Annotated in this window: 16 protein-coding genes and 1 pseudogene; 15 read left to right on the plus strand and 2 right to left on the minus strand. The window is 51.2% G+C overall.

From position 1 onward, the window contains the following. The first annotated feature begins 64 nt into the window (after positions 1-64). The 11 genes and pseudogenes from AC0LWT_RS08905 to AC0LWT_RS08955 all read left to right on the plus strand — a co-directional run bounded on the left by AC0LWT_RS08905 (position 65) and on the right by AC0LWT_RS08955 (position 10,827). The gene (locus AC0LWT_RS08905; RefSeq protein WP_474680879.1) at positions 65-721 is read left to right on the plus strand and encodes a DUF2306 domain-containing protein; all 657 of its coding nucleotides are present in this window, start codon (positions 65-67) and stop codon (positions 719-721) included. Between the two features lie 15 nt (positions 722-736). Next, positions 737-1,176 (plus strand): annotated as a pseudogene (locus AC0LWT_RS08910) (DJ-1/PfpI family protein); the annotation flags it as partial. Positions 1,177-2,511: 1,335 nt separating this feature from the next. After that, positions 2,512-3,222, plus strand: a complete 711-nt coding sequence (locus AC0LWT_RS08915; RefSeq protein ID WP_474680880.1) for an HAD family hydrolase — start codon at positions 2,512-2,514, stop codon at positions 3,220-3,222. Between the two features lie 20 nt (positions 3,223-3,242). Continuing rightward, complete coding sequence (locus tag AC0LWT_RS08920) at positions 3,243-4,109, plus strand: MurR/RpiR family transcriptional regulator (RefSeq protein WP_474680881.1); 867 nt, start codon at positions 3,243-3,245, stop codon at positions 4,107-4,109. A gap of 18 nt (positions 4,110-4,127) precedes the next feature. Next, positions 4,128-5,708 carry an ABC transporter substrate-binding protein gene (locus AC0LWT_RS08925; protein ID WP_474680882.1) on the plus strand — a complete coding sequence of 527 codons (1,581 nt, stop codon included), beginning with the start codon at positions 4,128-4,130 and terminating at the stop codon, positions 5,706-5,708. A gap of 13 nt (positions 5,709-5,721) precedes the next feature. Further along, positions 5,722-6,666 (plus strand): ABC transporter permease, encoded by a 945-nt coding sequence (locus AC0LWT_RS08930; protein WP_474680883.1) that lies wholly within the window; start codon positions 5,722-5,724, stop codon positions 6,664-6,666. A 4-nt stretch (positions 6,667-6,670) separates the two neighbouring features. Then, positions 6,671-7,489, plus strand: a complete 819-nt coding sequence (locus AC0LWT_RS08935) for an ABC transporter permease (RefSeq protein WP_474680884.1) — start codon at positions 6,671-6,673, stop codon at positions 7,487-7,489. A gap of 16 nt (positions 7,490-7,505) precedes the next feature. After that, positions 7,506-8,486, plus strand: a complete 981-nt coding sequence (locus tag AC0LWT_RS08940; protein ID WP_474680885.1) for an ABC transporter ATP-binding protein — start codon at positions 7,506-7,508, stop codon at positions 8,484-8,486. Continuing rightward, the gene (locus tag AC0LWT_RS08945) at positions 8,483-9,454 is read left to right on the plus strand and encodes an ABC transporter ATP-binding protein (protein WP_474680886.1); all 972 of its coding nucleotides are present in this window, start codon (positions 8,483-8,485) and stop codon (positions 9,452-9,454) included. Before AC0LWT_RS08940 ends, AC0LWT_RS08945 begins: the two co-directional genes overlap by 4 nt. 23 nt (positions 9,455-9,477) lie before the next feature. Next, positions 9,478-10,287: a metallophosphoesterase gene (locus AC0LWT_RS08950; RefSeq protein ID WP_474680887.1), complete on the plus strand. Its 810-nt coding sequence runs from the start codon at positions 9,478-9,480 to the stop codon at positions 10,285-10,287. A 258-nt stretch (positions 10,288-10,545) separates the two neighbouring features. After that, the gene (locus AC0LWT_RS08955) at positions 10,546-10,827 is read left to right on the plus strand and encodes a hypothetical protein (protein ID WP_474680888.1); all 282 of its coding nucleotides are present in this window, start codon (positions 10,546-10,548) and stop codon (positions 10,825-10,827) included. A 379-nt stretch (positions 10,828-11,206) separates the two neighbouring features. On the opposite strand, the gene AC0LWT_RS08960 is transcribed toward AC0LWT_RS08955, so the two are convergent. Both AC0LWT_RS08960 and AC0LWT_RS08965 read right to left on the minus strand, forming a co-directional pair. Further along, the gene (locus AC0LWT_RS08960) at positions 11,207-11,944 is read right to left on the minus strand and encodes an amidoligase family protein (protein WP_474680889.1); all 738 of its coding nucleotides are present in this window, start codon (positions 11,942-11,944) and stop codon (positions 11,207-11,209) included. A 243-nt stretch (positions 11,945-12,187) separates the two neighbouring features. Next, a complete protein-coding gene (locus AC0LWT_RS08965; RefSeq protein WP_474680890.1) occupies positions 12,188-12,439 on the minus strand; it encodes a hypothetical protein in 252 nt (83 codons plus the stop codon). A 395-nt stretch (positions 12,440-12,834) separates the two neighbouring features. Between AC0LWT_RS08965 and AC0LWT_RS08970 the strand changes: the two genes are divergently transcribed. The 4 genes from AC0LWT_RS08970 (at position 12,835) to AC0LWT_RS08985 (ending at position 16,498) form a co-directional block, all read left to right on the plus strand. Further along, positions 12,835-13,392, plus strand: coding sequence for a 4'-phosphopantetheinyl transferase family protein (locus tag AC0LWT_RS08970; protein WP_474680891.1), 558 nt, complete (start codon positions 12,835-12,837; stop codon positions 13,390-13,392). Between the two features lie 8 nt (positions 13,393-13,400). After that, positions 13,401-14,177 (plus strand): phosphopantetheine-binding protein, encoded by a 777-nt coding sequence (locus AC0LWT_RS08975; protein ID WP_474680892.1) that lies wholly within the window; start codon positions 13,401-13,403, stop codon positions 14,175-14,177. Positions 14,178-14,192: 15 nt separating this feature from the next. Then, a complete protein-coding gene (locus AC0LWT_RS08980; RefSeq protein ID WP_474680893.1) occupies positions 14,193-15,197 on the plus strand; it encodes a thioesterase domain-containing protein in 1,005 nt (334 codons plus the stop codon). A gap of 338 nt (positions 15,198-15,535) precedes the next feature. Then, positions 15,536-16,498, plus strand: coding sequence for an acyltransferase domain-containing protein (locus AC0LWT_RS08985; RefSeq protein WP_474680894.1), 963 nt, complete (start codon positions 15,536-15,538; stop codon positions 16,496-16,498).

A 16,498-nucleotide genomic window follows, 5' to 3' on the forward strand; every position in this document is an offset into this window, starting at 1 on the left:
GTTTGTTGTACAATAAAAGAGACCGGACGGTTCGGTTTCAAAATGAGGAGGGGATGTCTTTTTTATGGAAAAAACGAAATTCAAGTACTTATACCCGCTGATGTTGGCGGCATCGGTTGTTTACATTATTTATGTTGCGTTTATGAACTTGTATCACGACCCGCAGGCCGCCGCATTTTTGGGGCAAAAAATCAATCTGAGACGGGCACTTAATGTTCCGGTTTGGTTGAGCGTGATGCATATCCACGTCGTTGCCGCTTGTCTGGCTATGCTGGCCGGAGCTTTGAATTTCTCCACCCCGTTTTTGCGAAAATACCGGAAATTCCATAGAATCAACGGCTATTTGTACGTTATTTTCGTCCTGATCGTATGTATAACTTCCGGTTATATGGCGCCCTATTCGACAGGCGGGAGGGTTACGAGCATTGCCTTCAATCTGTTGAGCATGGTCTGGTTCGCCATGACGATCGCCGCGATTGTTCAAATTAAACGCAAGCAGGTCGCCAAACATCGCAAATGGATGGTTCGAAGCTTCGTATTTTGTTTTACGAACCTGTTTATTCATCTGATTACCTTTATTCTGCATAACGGGTTAGCAATGAAGTATGAGCTAAGCTACATAATCGGCGTATACGGATCGATACTTGTTAACTTCATCCTCGCGGAGATCGTGATTCGTTTTGTGTATACGAAGGAGCCGAACATAAAAGCTGTTGAATAAGAAAGGAGGGTTGCGATGCACGTACAAATTGTTTTGTTTGACGGTTTTGATCTGCTGGATGCTTTGGCGCCCTATGAAGTGTTCTGCGCGGCTGAGTTAGCGTTGAGCTCGTTACCGCCGAAGGGGTGCGGTCCGTGCCCAGCGGCTTGAACGGCCTGCACATTGCGGCCGGCGGGAAACTCGATCCGGAACGAGCCGGACTCATTGTTGTACCCGGAGCGTCCGGAGAAGTAAGCGGAGATGGGCTGGATTCCGTCCCGGCTATTCTCAAGAGAGCGATGGAAACACAGTTGACGGATTTGATGAGAGAAGCTTTTCAGCGACCCGATATAACTGTGGCTACGGTTTGCGGAGGCTCTCTTTTGTTTGCGATGGGCGGGCTGTTGGAAGGCCGTCATGCCGTCACGAACCATCTTGGAATGGATGTTCTGGGAGCGACGGGCGCGGTTCCGGTGGCGGAGAGCGGATTGCGGAGGCAAGTCGAAGGCCGGTGGCGAGCGGGTCGCGGCGGCAAGACGATGGTCGGCGGGAAAGCGGATCGCGGCGGCAAGACGATGGCCGGCGGGGAGCGGATCGTAGCGGCAAGACGATGACCGGCGGAGAGCGGATCGCGGCGGCAAGACGATGGCCGGTGGCGAGCGGATCGTAGCGGGAAGTCGATAACCGGCGGAGAGCGGATTGCGGCGGCAAGACGATGGCCGGTGGCGAGCGGGTCGCGGCGGCAAGTCGATAGCTGGCGGAGAGCGGGTCGCGGCGGCAAGACGATGGCCGGCGGAGAGCGGGTCGCGGCGGCATGTCAATTACTGGCGGTCGGCGATTTCATCGATGAAAAGGTCATGGCACACTTTTTGTGTACCGTGGCCTTAATTTTTGTCGACTAAAGCCGCCGCGGATATGTAACAGTGCTTCTCAAGCGCTAATGTTATGCCAAATCAGGTCCTATCAAGACGAACCCGGTTGTCCGATCCACTATTGTTTGCAACAGCCATGCCTTGCCCGAAAACCTGCGAAAATACAGGAATTTTCGCCGGGAGAGGCTAGTTTGGAGGAAAAGCCTGCAATTGTGCAGGAATTTTCGCTCGTGAGGGGCGGAGCGCTAGATTTATGCGGAAAAGCCTGCAGATTTGCAGGAATTTTCCGGAAACAAGGGCTACGAGGGTCAAAAGCCTGCACTTTTGCAGGCTTTCCTGCACACACGCCGCCGGCGCACTAGCTCAAGCGGCCCGGGCTATTCAAGCAACGGCCGGCCTTGCCCGAAAACCTGCGAAAATACAGGAATTTTCGCCGGGAGAGGCTAGTTTGGAGGAAAAGCCTGCAATTGTGCAGGAATTTTCGCTCGTGAGGGGCGAAGCCCTAGATTTATGCGGAAAAGCTTGCAGATTTGCAGGAATTTTCCGGAAACAAGGGCTACGAGGGTCAAAAACCTGCACTTTTGCAGGCTTTGTGAACACGTCGCTGCCGGCGCACTAGCTCAAGCGGCCCGGGCTGTTCAAGCAACGGCCGGCCTTGCCTGAAAACCTGCGAAAATACAGAAATTTTCGCAGGAAGAGGCCGGTTTGAAGGAAATGCCCGCGATAGCTCAGGAATCTCCGCCCATAAGGGCGGAGCCCTAGCCGCCACAGCGCAAAGCTGCAACAAGCATGGATGCTGAATCCATGCTATTTTTTCACCTTAATAAACAATTCATTTTATTCTGACATTCCATTTACACAAGGCAAGTACAATGGCAGTGAGGCAAATCATTCAAAATAAAAAAAATGTAGCAAATGCTTCATTTGGGAGGCGGCAGAGTGGCTTTAACATTCGTATGGTTCGATTTGGGGTATACGCTGGTGGATCGTTACATAGGACGTTTGTATCAAAACATTCTTTCCAGCGAATACCAGATTCAGAAAACGGTTCGCGAAGTCGAATTGGCGTTTCACTGCACGGACAAGCTGTTCATGCGGGAGTACCCGGGAGTGCTGAGCCAAAAAAGCTCAACGTACTTTTTGTGGTATATGGGGGTCGTCAATCATTTTCTCGGCATCGCGATTGATTTGGAAAACGTTGTGGCGCATTTCAGGCAAAACAATTATTTCAGCGTTGATATTTGGAAAGCTTATCCGCATACGAGGGATACGCTTTTGAAGCTGAAGCGGGAAGGTTACGGCGTAGGCCTGATTTCCAACTGGGATTTATCGGCCAGACAAGTTCTGCAGGACAATCTCCTTGATGATTTGTTCGACGAAGTGGTCGTCTCTGCCGAGGTCGGCGTGGAAAAGCCCAGTTCGAAAATATTTAAAATCGCCCTCGACAAGCAAAAATTGAAATCGGAGGAGTGCCTATACGTTGGAGACAACTATTACGATGATGTCATCGGATCGCGCAAAGTCGGGATGGATTGCCTGCTCATCAATCGGTTCGGAACGACGGGCATCGAAGAATTATCGTTCCAGGCCGTTATCGAAGATGTAACGGGCGTGCTGCCGTGGTGCCAACGTAAACAGGCGCTGCAGTAAATATCCAGGGGGTAACAAAGTTGAAAATAACAGAGAGAATAGATTTGCATTTCGATTCACTAAGCACCAGCCAAAAAAAAGCGGCGCACTACATTGCTTCGAATTTAGTTGAAATTGTGACGCTGCCCGCACGCCAAATCGCCGAACTGGCGAACGTCAGCGAAGCGACGCTGCACCGGCTGGCGCAAGCTTTGGATTACGCGAACTACAAAGACATGCATGGAGCGATTAAGGAAGCCGTATTCAAGCAAAGAGCGATTTCGAGGCTGCAGCAGACCGCCGACATTTCGGACAGCAGTTGGGTGGACGCGCATTACGATGCGGAAATTCATAATATCGAGGCGACGCGCCGGCTCAATGACTACTCCGATTTGCAAAAAGCGGCCGACATGCTGCTTCAGGCGAACAAAATTTGGGTGGCCGGATGGCGGATGGGGCTGGCGGTTACGTCATTTTCGGGGTTTATTTTCAAATATTTGTTGGGCAATGCCGAGCTCATCCCGCAGGGGCAAACCGCAGAATACGCGACCTATTTGGATAAGCGGGATGTGATGTTCATCAGCGGTTTTCCGAGATATTGCAGAAGAACGCTGAAGCTTGCGGAGATCGCCAGGCAGCGCGGGCTTCGCGTCATTGTGCTGACCGATTCGAAAATGTCGCCGTTCGTGAAGTATGGGGACGTCAATTTGTACGCCTTGACGAAATCGGTCAGTTTTCTGGACTCTTATACGGCTCCGCTCGCGCTTGTCAACGCGATTTTGCGGGAAATGTCGATTCACGACAAAAACCGCATGCAGGAAAGCATGAAAACGATGGAGCACATGTTCGAAGCTTTTGAAGAAAGTTTCAGTTGGTCGATTGTCGGGAAAACGGAGAAAGAACAATAACCAGGAGGAAGAGAAACCATGAAAAAGAAAATAAGCAAACAACCGGTTGTTTTTGTATGCTGCGTTTTGATGCTCGTCCTTATTCTAGCTGCGTGCAGTCCGCAGAAGTCCGGCCAGGACACAGCCGCCGGCAGTCCCCAGCAGAGTCCGAAAGCGGAAACGGCCGCAGCGGCCAAGCAAGGGGGAACGGTCAGACTGCCGATTGCTACGGAGCCTGATAATCTGGACCCGTATTTATCCTCAGCGACGGATACGGCTTCCATGATGGACAATGTGTTCGACGGTTTGCTCGGAAATGACGACAAAGGGAGTATGGAACCCGCAATCGCCGAGTCCTATCAAATTACCGACAACGGGCTTACATACACGTTTAAGCTGCGGCAAAATGTCAAGTTTCATAACGGCCAGCCGCTAACTTCTCAGGATGTGAAATATTCGTATTCCCGTTTGGCCGGTCTTAACGGTGACAAGCCGCTGTCGTCTAAATTCGAGATGGTGAAAAGCGTCGATACGCCTGACGACTATACGGCGGTCATTCATTTGAAAGTGAGCGATTCGTCGTTTATTTCCCGGACGACTACGGCTATTTTGCCCAAAGATTATAAAGATCAAAGCAAGCAGCCGATTGGCGCAGGACCATTCAAATTTGTGGAATACAAACCCGGGCAGTCGCTCGTTCTGGAGAAAAATAAAGATTTCTACAATCCCGATAAAGCCGCCAAATTGGATCGGGTGGAGTTTAAATTCATGACCGATGCCAACGCAACTTTGCTGGCGTTAAAATCCGGCGCCATCGACATGATCCCGTCGGTTTCGGCGCAAGGGCTGCAGCAGTTGGGAGATGGCTTCAATTACGTCAAAGGTCCGCAAAATATGGTGCAGTTAATGGCATTAAATAATAAAGTGAAGCCGCTGGACGACCTCAAAGTAAGACAAGCCATCAATTATGCGATCGATGTGGATGCGATTATTAAAACGATTGCGGACGGAAACGGCACAAAGCTCGGCTCCAATATGAGCCCGGCGATGGCGAGCTTCTACGAACCGGGTCTTGACACAATGTACAACGTGAATGTGGAAAAGGCCAAAGCTTTGCTTGCCGAGGCGGGCTATCCGAACGGCTTCGACCTGGAAGTGACCGTTCCGTCCAACTACAAAACCCATGTGGACACCGCCCAGGTCATCGCCGATCAGTTGAAGGCGGTCGGCATCAAAGTGCAGATCAAACAGATCGAATGGAGCAAATGGCTGGATGATGTGTACACGAAACGCAATTACGTATCTACTGTAATCAGCTTTACAGGCAAGCTGGACCCTTATGATGTGCTAATCCGGTACGACAGTTCTTACGGCAAAAATTTTATTAACTACTCCAATCCGAAATATGATGAGCTTATGAAGCAGGGGACGCTGGAATCGGATACCGCCAAACGGATCGAAATTTATAAGAAAGCGCAGCGTTTGCTGACGGAAGAAGCGGCATCTGTCTATATTATGGACATGAACCAAACCGCAGCGATGAAAAAAGGATTGAACGGATTCAAAATTTATCCGAACCAATTGCTGAATATGGCGGATTTGTACTACACCCAATCCTGATGGAGGGTATACAGTGACCGTTTTTGCCCGAAAAATCGCAACTTTGCTATCTACGGTACTATTCGTATCCGTGATTACCTTTTTCGTATTTCAAATCCTTCCCGGAAACCCGGTGCTCATTATGTTAGGCGTTGACGCCGATCCGAGGCAGGTCGAAGTTCTGGAACAGCAGATGGGGCTGGATCAGCCGGCCATTGTCCGCTACGCCGAATGGATTCAAGCGGCTCTCCACGGCGATCTGGGGATGTCTGTCCGCTATCAGCTTCCCGTCTTTCAGCTTCTGGGCGACCGTCTGCCGGTCACGTTGTCTTTGACTTTCATTTCCATGGGGTTGATCGTGCTGATCGGTCTCCCCCTGGGCATTTTCATCGCAACCCGCAATGGAAAACCCGTGGCCTATCTGTTATCTTTTATCACGCAATTAGGGCTGGCGATTCCTTCCTTTTGGCTGGGCATCGTTTTGATTTTTATATTTTCGGTCGTGCTGCGCTGGCTGCCTTCCGGGGAATATGTGAGCTGGAGCGAAGATCCGTGGAAAGCGTTCAGATCGCTGCTGCTGCCCTCGACGGCGCTTGCGATTCACAATACGGCAGTCCTCATCCGCTATATCCGAAACACCGTCATGGACCAAATGAAACAGGATTATGTGAGGACGGCCAGGAGCAAGGGATTGAATGCGGCCGCCATTTTATACGGACATGTCATCCGCAATGCTTTTGTTCCGGTATTGACCGTGCTCGGTTTGATCGTGGCGGAAACTTTGGGCGGCAGCATTATTGTGGAAAATGTGTTCAGTCTGCCCGGTTTGGGCAGCTTGCTCGTGACGTCCATCAACAGCAGAGATTTGCCGCTCGTTCAAGGAATGGTTCTCTACATCGGCATCACCGTCGTCATGATTAATTTCATCGTGGACATTTTGTATAAAGCAGTCGATCCAAGAATCGGTAGAAAGGGCTAATTTGATGAAGTTGAGCAGATTTTATAAGAACGTCCATCTCATGATCGGCGCCTTCTTGTTCGCTATCCTGTTTATCGTCTTTTTGGTCGGCTTGTTTTACACGCCTTATGCCACGGAGGCGATGAACACGGGACAGCGCCTGGCCCACCCGAGCGCAGCCCACTGGTTCGGCACCGACAATTTCGGGCGGGACATCCTGAGCCGGATTATGGAGGGCTCGCGGATCGTGTTTTATGTCGGCAGCTTATCTGTTACGATCGGATTGACCGGAGGCCTGCTGATCGGTGCGACGGCCGGTTATTTCGGAGGCTGGATCGATGAGTTGGCTATGCGGGTTATGGACGGTATGATGGCGTTCCCGGGCATTTTGTTCGCGCTCATGCTCGTCACAGTGTTCGGGCCGGGGCTGGGCAATACGATTATCGCGCTGGGCATTATGAGCATTCCCGGATTTTCGCGCATCATTAGGAGCGGAGTCATCCAATACAAGGAGTTTGAATTTATCAAGGCGGCCAAAGTGCGCGGTGCGGGTCCGCTCCGCATTATTTTTCGCCACATTTTGCCGAACATGACCTCGCCGCTGATCGTGGCGGCGGCGCTCGCGGGTGCGGGATCGGTTTTGGCGGAAGCCGGGCTCAGCTATTTGGGTCTGGGGGTTCAGCCGCCGCTGGCCAGTTGGGGGAGAATGCTGAACGAGGCGCAGGTATACGTGATGTCGGCTCCCTGGTACACGATTATTACGGGAAGCTTCATTACGCTGATGGTACTCAGCTTGAATTTTTTGGCAGACGGCTTAAGAGATTTGGCCGATAAACGGAAGTAACGGAAGAGGAGGGCGTATGGCTAACGAATTACTTCGCATCGATCGTTTAAATGTCCGCTTTTCTACGGACAAAGGCGAATTCAGGGCGATCAAGGACGTATCTTTTCATATTCGCGAAAACGAAGTGGTCGGCTTGGTCGGGGAGTCCGGCTGCGGCAAAAGCGTCACTTCGCTGGCGTTAATGGGGCTCTTGCCGGCGAACGCGCGCAGCGTGTCCGAACAAATGCGGTTTCAGGGCAGCGATCTGTCCGGACTGGATGAAAAGGGCTGGATGAACGTTCGCGGCAACCGGATATCGATGATTTTTCAAGAGCCCATGACTTCACTCAACCCGCTTATTCCCGTGGGCAGGCAGGTTGCGGAAGGATTAATCCGGCATCGCGGATTGTCGGCAAAGCAGGCCAAAGCAAAAGCGCTTGAAGTGATGCATCAGGTGGAGCTCCCGCGAGCCGAACAGCTGTACGACAATTACCCGCATCAGCTCTCCGGCGGAATGCGCCAGCGCGTCGTCATTGCCATGGCGCTCGTCTGCGGCCCACAGTTGCTGATCGCCGATGAGCCTACAACCGCGCTGGACGTGACGGTGCAGGCCCAGATTCTGGCCCTCCTGAAAACCATTCATTCCAGGCAAAATACGTCCATCTTGTTTATTTCGCATGATTTGGGCGTTATCTTTAATTTGTGCCAGCGCATTATCGTCATGTACGCGGGCCATATCGTGGAGGAAGCGGATAAGGCCAGTTTGAGCCGACGGCAGCTGCATCCTTATACGAAAGGGCTGATCGAGTCTTTGCCGACCGCCGAGAAAAAAGGCAAGCCGCTCTACACGATGCCGGGCTTCGTTCCCTCCATTCAAGAGGAACAAAAAGGGTGCCCTTTTGCGCCGAGGTGCCCTAAAGCGGACAAGCGCTGCCATGAAGAGCTGCCGCAGTTGGAAGAGAAGACGCTCGGCCATCAAGTGCGCTGCCATTTCCCGAACATGGAGGCTATCGTATGAGCGAACCGCTTGTTGAAGTCAACGGACTGCACAAATATTTTCCGGTTCCACGCAAACATATGCTGGAAAAGCGCTCGCACGTCAAAGCGGTCAACGGCGTATCGTTCGAAATCCGCAAAGGCGAAATTTTCGGGCTCGTCGGCGAGAGCGGCTGCGGCAAGTCGACATTAGGCCAAATGCTAGTGCGGCTTTTGCCGATGACAGAGGGAACCTTGGCTTTTCGCGGCCAGGACATTACGAATGTCAAAGGGAAAGAGCAGCAGGAATTGCGCAGGCACATTCAAATGATTTTCCAGGACCCGTACTCGTCGCTAAATCCGAAAATGAAGGTGCAAGCGATCCTGGAAGAACCGCTGATCATTCATCGGATGGGGGACCGTGAGGCCCGCAGGCAAGCCGTCGTGCAAATGCTGCGGCACGTAGGTCTGGACGAAACCTATCTGGACCGCTATCCGCACGAATTGAGCGGAGGCCAGCGGCAAAGAGTGGGCATCGCCTGCGCGCTCATCCTGAACCCGGAATTTATCGTTGCCGATGAAGCCGTCTCCGCGCTGGACGTTTCCGTTCAAGCCCAAATTTTGAACCTGCTTCGAGAGTTGCAGCAGCGCTTTGATTTAACGCTGCTGTTTATTTCCCACGATTTGAATGTGATTCAATATATAAGCAACCGCGTCGGTGTCATGTATATGGGGGAAATGGTGGAGATTGCGGACGCGGACCTGATCGGGAGCAAGCCCATGCATCCGTATTCGCAAGCTTTATTTTATGCGGTGCCAGATTTGAACCGGCAGGATGAGGACAGCAATCCATTCCTTGTTCAATCCGGCGCCCCCGCGTCCGGTTATGTGCCTGACGGTTGCTCGTTTCACGGCAGATGTCCTTTTGCGCAGCCGCAGTGCACGCAGATCAAGCCGCAGCTAAGGCCAATTGCGGACAAACATTTTGTAAGGTGCCATTTGTACGAATAAAAAAGCCGAGAGGGGAAAGTCCGATGAAAACAGGCGTAATTTCCGATTTGCATCTGGATATCAATAAGGAGAAGGCGGTTTTGCCCGCTTTATGCGATGCCGTCAAACAGAATGAGTTACAATTGCTGATTATCGCCGGCGATCTGTCGAATGATTACTTGAAAAGCATAGAGGCCGTACGGGAAATCGAAAAGCTTACGGGGATTAAAGTATTGTTCGTTCCGGGCAATCACGATTATTGGTCGGTGAACGGCGAGGTGCAGAATACTTGGGGGACTTACAAAAAATTCCAAGAAGCGCCGGGCTGCCTGAGCGGGGAACCTTATTACCCGAACGACAACTGGGTCATTATCGGGGACTCGGGGTGGTATGACTATTCGTTTGGCGATCCGCGCTATTCGGTTGAGCAATTTGACAGGATGATGACTGCGGACAGAACGTGGGGGGACAGCTTGCACGTACGATGGGGAAAGAGCAACAAGGAGATGACCGAATTTTTTTACGACAAATTGAAAAACGAACTGGCGCAGCACAAGGGCAAAAAAATCGTGCTGGTTACGCACATGCTAACGCATCCTTTTTTCAAAGTGCCGGCGGACCGCGAACCATGGGACTATTTCAACGGTTTTTTGGGCAGCGAAAAGTACGCCGAGCTGTATGAAGACCCCCTTGTCAAATTCGGCATTATGGGACATGTCCATTACAGAAAATCAACTGCTTATGCGCATACGCAGCTGATTTGCGCCTGCCTCGGATACGCCAGCGAATGGAGACAGCCGGGCAACGTAGCCGTTGAGATTCATGATGCGCTGAAGGTGATTGATTTGGACTAGCCGGCTACTAGAAACGCGACTTGGAGGAGGTGCCCGCAGGGAAGCGCTGCAAGAGTCTGGCGGGAAATCGGGTGGCCATGCGCAGAAAGCCTGCAAGAGTGCAGTTTTTACAGGCTGTGAGAAACCCACACGCCAGAGCCGACCGCACCATCAGCCTGGTCGCGCGAAGAAAGCCTGCAAAAGCTAGGAATTCGCGTTCTAGAGGCAGCAACTGCTCGGCAATGCGGAGAAAGCCTGCAAAAGTGCAGTTTTTGCAGGGTGAGAAACCCACACGCCAGAGCCGACCGCACCATCTGCCTGATCGCGCGAAGAAAACCTGCAAAAGTACAGCTTTTGCTCGATGGATACGCTGTTCGCGACAAATTCCTGCAATTGTGCAGGCTTTTCGCCGCGAACATGGGCTACGGTTCATTTTCAGCAAAAATTCCTGCACAATTGCAGGCTTTTCGCGAAAATGAACCTTTTTTACGGAAAAAACCTGCACTTTCGCAGGTTTTTCCGTGCCAAGTAGCCTTGCCGCCCACCTCAGCCCCGCAGTGAAGGAGAGGTGAGGCTCACTTCAGCCCTACAACCCCTGAGAGGTCTATTCTAGCTCCGCAACCCAAGCAGGAGAGGCCTTCTACAACCCGTACAGTCGAGGTGGGCCCACCACAGGTCTGCGCAGGAGAGGCGAGAAGGCCCACTGCACCTCCGCACCCCGTATAGGCGAGGCCTACGGCGGGGGACTCTGCGAATATCGCGGCAGCGGCGGAAGGTTCAAATTATTGCTGACGCACTAGAGTCCAGCCTGCGGAAGGGGGGTGGACAACATAGTTGAACAACTGTCCGTCAGCGTCTTCTATGACAATCTTAATGCCGTCCGAGACAGGCAGAATGTGGAGAATTTCACCGTCTTGCCCAAGCTCAGCCGCAAGATCGGTTACAGCCGGAAAAAGGGATTCCTCGAGCCAATTTCCTGATACCAGCGGGGAATCGGCACTGGCACCGGATAGCCTGTGGCGGGAGCTTCCAGTTCCGCCGCAAGGCTTTGCGGGTCGCACGAAAGCTTGCGGCCGGCGCCGATCGCCGCTACGAACCGCAGACAAAGCTCGATCGTATTGAGCACCTCATCGTAGTCCAAGGTGCCGTTCGCATAGCGAATTTCCACGGTGCCGATATCATACCAGGCCCCGACATTGATTCCGCAGCGATGGGATTGAGGGCGTCCCCGATGATGGACTGCGTCCGGACCCGGATCAGAAATAAAGCGGCTCCGCATCTCTCGAGTGAAAGGAGGGCAAAATATAAGCCGATGCTCGCTCGTCTGTAACAGCGCCCGGATCGTATGTTGATACAGTAGCGCTGCATCAATCAGCGGAAGCACGATATCTTGCCCCCACGATTCCAAACCGATATGAACATGGAGTCCGCAGCTCCAATTTACAGATGCTCCCTGCACATGCAGCCGGTTCAACATGACTCGTATTTGTTCCCGGTCTTCCCACAAGATCGGGGGCGTTTTAAGCTCGCTGCCCGAATCTGCGCCCGTCTCGTCAATCTGCAGCTCATCCAATGAAATAACCCATCCGGGCAGCAGCTCCAAATTTTCCGCATCGCCGCCGATAAACTCAATTTCAACACCGAATCTCAAGTCTTTCCAATCAACTGATTTAACCAACACACTCATCCTCTCATTGTCGAATTGAATGGGATAGAAAGCGCAATGAGAGGGGGGACCGCGAGATTACCGGGGGATTTTTTCTCTTGGCACAGCGACTCCTCCTTTTATTTGATGATGATATAAATGATATCACATATCCGTTCGTTCATTCGAGTGAATGATCTCAATGCCAAAATCGATTAACTGTTCGGCTCCCATCATGGTCATTTTCACTTTGGCCCGCTTTTTATGCTTGTCGATTTATTTGATCGAGCTTTCCATTCCTTTTAACGGGCCTGCCTGAACGATTATACGCGATTCCTTGAAATAGACTCGGGAATATTCGATAGTTTCGCTGTGATGAATAAGCTTCAGCACTACGAGTATTTCCTCTTCGGGCACTTTTCTTTTAGGAATCACATAATGCAACACGCTGCTATCAAATTTCAGATCAAGCCACTTCTTGGTTTTCAATTGTGATCCTGATTTTACGAATAGCACGTACCATGACATGAGGTGAAACTCCTTTTTGTTTTTTTATGGGTATAATACCAAAAAACTATAGAGAAAATGTCGAATCATAGTTTCTATGCGAAGAAACCGATATTATTTTCTTGCAGAACTAGTAGTTTACTGATATAAAAAAATATAGTATTATATGGGTAATTCATTACTTTATGTAACATTAACTTACGTAAACTTAATCGACGTTTCGGCGCGTTAGGTGCGTGTAAGGGCCATAGTCATGCACATGGTGCTGTGTAATGCTTGCGAAGCCTCCCTGCCAGGGGAGGATCCGCAGGCATTTTTATGTTTTCTTTTCCGGCGGGGAGGACTTTTACGATTGATGGAGCGTCAGATTGAGAATCTGCTGTTCTCTCAAGTTTGAACGGAGAATCAAAAGTTATTTGGCAGGCAGGTACGCAGCCAAGAGAACCGTCTCTCTTCACTTGAAGGAGAACGATTTGCAGCAAATTTGCATTGATCAAGGCATCTTTACACAGCCGATTGTCGCTCATCGGCCCAATGTTCAGGTCAGCATCACCCACTACGAGAACCTGGCTGCCGCCGTCGCTTTTTCGGAAAAGCAGCCTTTGGGCATCGATATCGAGCTCATCCGGCCGGATAAGCTGGATATTTTGGAAAGTCAAGCGACACCTGGGGAACTTAAGTTCATTCGCTCGCTGCCGTATTCGTTCGAAAGTATGCTGACCGTGTTATGGTCGGTAAAAGAAACGCTGTCCAAAGTGCTCAAGACCGGATTGATGGCGCCGCTTCGCATCTTTGAACTGAATCGGATTGAAATCGGGGAACATGGTTGCATAAGCCGGTATGAAAACTTTTATCAATATGAAGCCGCTTCTTTTTTTCTTCATCCGTTCGTCTGCTCGATTGTTTACCCCAAAGGGGTGGAGTTGGACGCCGATGCGGTCAAAAAGAGCTTAAACATACCTATTCGAATCTAACTGGGAGGATGGTAGAAGCTTATGGTAACTTATGTTTTTCCGGGGCAGGGCGCCCAAAGAAAAGGAATGGGAGCCTGGAGGCATCCGCCCGACAGATGCTTGCATTTGCAGAGCGCGAGCCATCATTTTCTTTAGCCGATTTTACCTTTACGCTGCAAGTAGGGAGAGAGCCAATGGAATGCCGCCTCGCATTCGTGGCCGGGAGCAGGGAGGAGCTGATCGACGGCTTCAAATCGTTCCTTTCGGCGGAAGCCTCGATACCTATTTTTACGGGAGGCTCCGACCCGGATGACAGGAGCATGGTTTTCGGGCAGCCTGGAGATGATGCTTGGCAAGCGCTTTTGGCGGAAAATAATTTGCAGAAAATGGCATCGCATTGGGCAAATGGAGGCAAAATTCCGTGGGAATCGCTTCATGAAGGCGAAAACCCGCGGAGAATGTCGCTGCCTACGTATCCGTTCGAGAAAAGACGGTGTTGGCCGGAGCCTCATAAACCGGAATCCAATGCAGGACCGGTCAAGCTACCGGTCACAATCAGCAGCCGGGCTGCGGCCGACGGTATCCCGTCCGACAGCCGCGTTCTTGACAGCTTATCCCGCATATTGGGCATGGAACCTGCCGAGATAAATCCGGACATACCATTAGTTCAGTATGGGCTTGACTCCATTGTACTGATGCAGCTGCTGCAGCAATTGCAAAATCAGGTGAATCCGGAGGTCGACCCGGTCCAATTGCAGACGTGCAGGACGCTGCAGGATATGATCCGTCTCGTCGAGCTTCACTAAGATAATAAGCCGCAGTTGTTCCAACAGCGAGCCAAGACCCCGGTTGCGGCCGGCTGGCCGCAGTTTCCCGAGCTTATTTTGCTGAACAAAGGCAAGGAGGGACTGCCTGTATTTTGGTTCCACGGCGGTCTGGGCGGAGTGGAAATGTATCAATCGCTAGCCCAAAAAAGCAAACGTCCGTTTTACGGAATCCAGGCAAGAGGATGGATGACCGACCGGTCTCCGCTGCAAGGAGTCGGGGCAATGGCCGCCTATTATGCGCACATTATTCAATCCGTCCAACCGGAAGGACCGTATGATTTGGGAGGATATTCGCTGGGCGGAATGCTGGCCTATGAAGTCATACGCCAATTGCAGGAATTGGGAAAAACCGTCAGTTCGGTTGTAATGTTGGATTCGCCTTTCGGCATAGAGTTCCAGCAAGGGGAAATTTCCAGAAAATCGGCGGTATTGCAGGCGGTGAACCTGGTGCTCGCGTCAAAAAATTTCCAAGAGCCGGAGAAATTTGCGCAAACCCTTATTCACAGGGATGAATTGGATTTGAACGCGGAGGAAGAACAGCTGCTGAAACAGCTTATCGAGCTTGGAAACGAACGCGGGCTCACCAAAACCGAAAGCCAAATCCATTCCATGATAGAAGCAAATATTAAAATCCAGCACGCTTACCAGTTCGACCGTTTTTCCGTTATGCCGCTTTCCGACGTCAATGCGGTATCCTGCTACTATTTCCGCAATAAGCGCGGTCTTATTTTCGGGGAATTGGAGCCCTATTTTTCAACGACCGAAGATTCGTCCACTTTGGATAGTGCCCAATATTGGGAGGAATGGGAGCGTCAATTTGCGAATCTGCACATCATCGATATCGATTCACCCAATCATATGGTGATGCTGTCCGAGCCCAAAGTGTATGAAACGATTTTTGAATTTTGCGAAAAGCTGTATGCCGGTAAAGGAGTAACGGGCAAATTTCTCCAGGCTTTTAAAACGAAGGTGAAGCAGCTGCACGGAAGCAAGGTTTGAACGGTTCCGTTCCGATGAGCGCGATTCAGCTATGAGAGTTTACCGGCCGGGGTACGCGAAACCGCGCTTGGCCGGAAGCTTTCTCATGCTCAAAAACGAGCTGGAGGGTCTATGGCAAATTACGAAGTGTTTCCATTGCGAACAGTTTCACACCCGTTTATTAATTCCTGCTTCCGGATTGCATATTTACGGGAGATACCGTTTTTATCGAAGGCTGCGGAAGCTGTGAGTTCAAAGGAAGTTTCAAATCGATTCTTTGCAGCACTTTGTTCATTTTAGAATGAGACCGAACCAGCGCAAAGCGTACAATTTTCAATAGACCTGGGGGTGAAAAAACAATGGGGAAAGCGATCGTGTTTTTGTTTTCCGGGCAAGGCTCGCAATATTATCACATGGGCAGAGAGCTGTACCGCCATCAGCCCGTGTTCCGCCATTGGCTGCTGAAGCTGGACAAAATCGTCTGCGACATTTGCGGCAAATCAGTGGTGAGCGAATTGTACGATGAGGCTCGTCGCAGCAGTGACACATTTGATCGTTTGCACTACACGCACCCTGCTATATTTATGACTGAGTACGCCTTGGCGCAAGTTTTTATCGAAAATCGGATCTATCCCGACTATGTGCTGGGCACGAGCTTGGGAGAGTTTGCGTCCTGTGCGGTTGCGGGCTCGGTTGACTGCGATTCGGCACTGGAATCCTTGGTTGTCCAAGCCGAATGCATCCGAAATCAGTGCGAGCCTGGGGGCATGACGGCCATTCTTGAGCGCAGCTCGCTATTTGATGCCGAGCCTTCGCTGAACCGGAACAGCGAACTTGCATCCGTTAACTATGACTCTCATTTTGTTGTTTCCGGGGGCGAAGAGGGACTATCGGAAGTGGAAGCGTTTGTAAAGAAAAACAACATCCTCTATCTAAGACTGCCGGTTTCCTACGGGTTTCATTCCAGGTGGATCGATGCGGCCGGTCCGTCTTACCGGCAATTTTTAAGCTCGGTTTCCTTCAAGTCCCCGCAGACTGCGGTTATATCCAGCCTCATGGGAGGGCCCTGTACCAACTTTGAAGCGGATTTTTTCTGGAATGTCGTCAGGAAACCGTTCGATTTCCGCGGCGCCTTGAGCCATGTGAGACCCGAGGAAAATACAATTTTTATCGATCTGGGACCGTCAGGCACGCTTGCGAATTTCGTCAAACGCAATTTGCACGATTTGGAAGGAGGGGCTGTACATGCTATCCTGTCTCCTTTCCATAAAGATATGTCCAGGCTGGAACAAGTCATCGACGCGATAACAACCAGCCGCTGA

It is taken from the genome of Paenibacillus sp. sgz302164 (genome assembly GCF_056120505.1).

What these genes read in the sequence shown, in the direction of transcription:
- AC0LWT_RS08925 (WP_474680882.1), top strand. Translation starts at nt 4,128, where the DNA reads ATGAAAAAGAAAATAAGCAAACAACCGGTTGTTTTTGTATGCTGCGTT.
- AC0LWT_RS08945 (WP_474680886.1), top strand. Translation starts at nt 8,483, where the DNA reads ATGAGCGAACCGCTTGTTGAAGTCAACGGACTGCACAAATATTTTCCG.
- AC0LWT_RS08985 (WP_474680894.1), top strand. Translation starts at nt 15,536, where the DNA reads ATGGGGAAAGCGATCGTGTTTTTGTTTTCCGGGCAAGGCTCGCAATAT.
- AC0LWT_RS08905 (WP_474680879.1), top strand. Translation starts at nt 65, where the DNA reads ATGGAAAAAACGAAATTCAAGTACTTATACCCGCTGATGTTGGCGGCA.
- AC0LWT_RS08950 (WP_474680887.1), top strand. Translation starts at nt 9,478, where the DNA reads ATGAAAACAGGCGTAATTTCCGATTTGCATCTGGATATCAATAAGGAG.
- AC0LWT_RS08935 (WP_474680884.1), top strand. Translation starts at nt 6,671, where the DNA reads ATGAAGTTGAGCAGATTTTATAAGAACGTCCATCTCATGATCGGCGCC.
- AC0LWT_RS08975 (WP_474680892.1), top strand. Translation starts at nt 13,401, where the DNA reads ATGGTAGAAGCTTATGGTAACTTATGTTTTTCCGGGGCAGGGCGCCCA.
- AC0LWT_RS08965 (WP_474680890.1), bottom strand. Translation starts at nt 12,439, where the DNA reads ATGTCATGGTACGTGCTATTCGTAAAATCAGGATCACAATTGAAAACC.
- AC0LWT_RS08940 (WP_474680885.1), top strand. Translation starts at nt 7,506, where the DNA reads ATGGCTAACGAATTACTTCGCATCGATCGTTTAAATGTCCGCTTTTCT.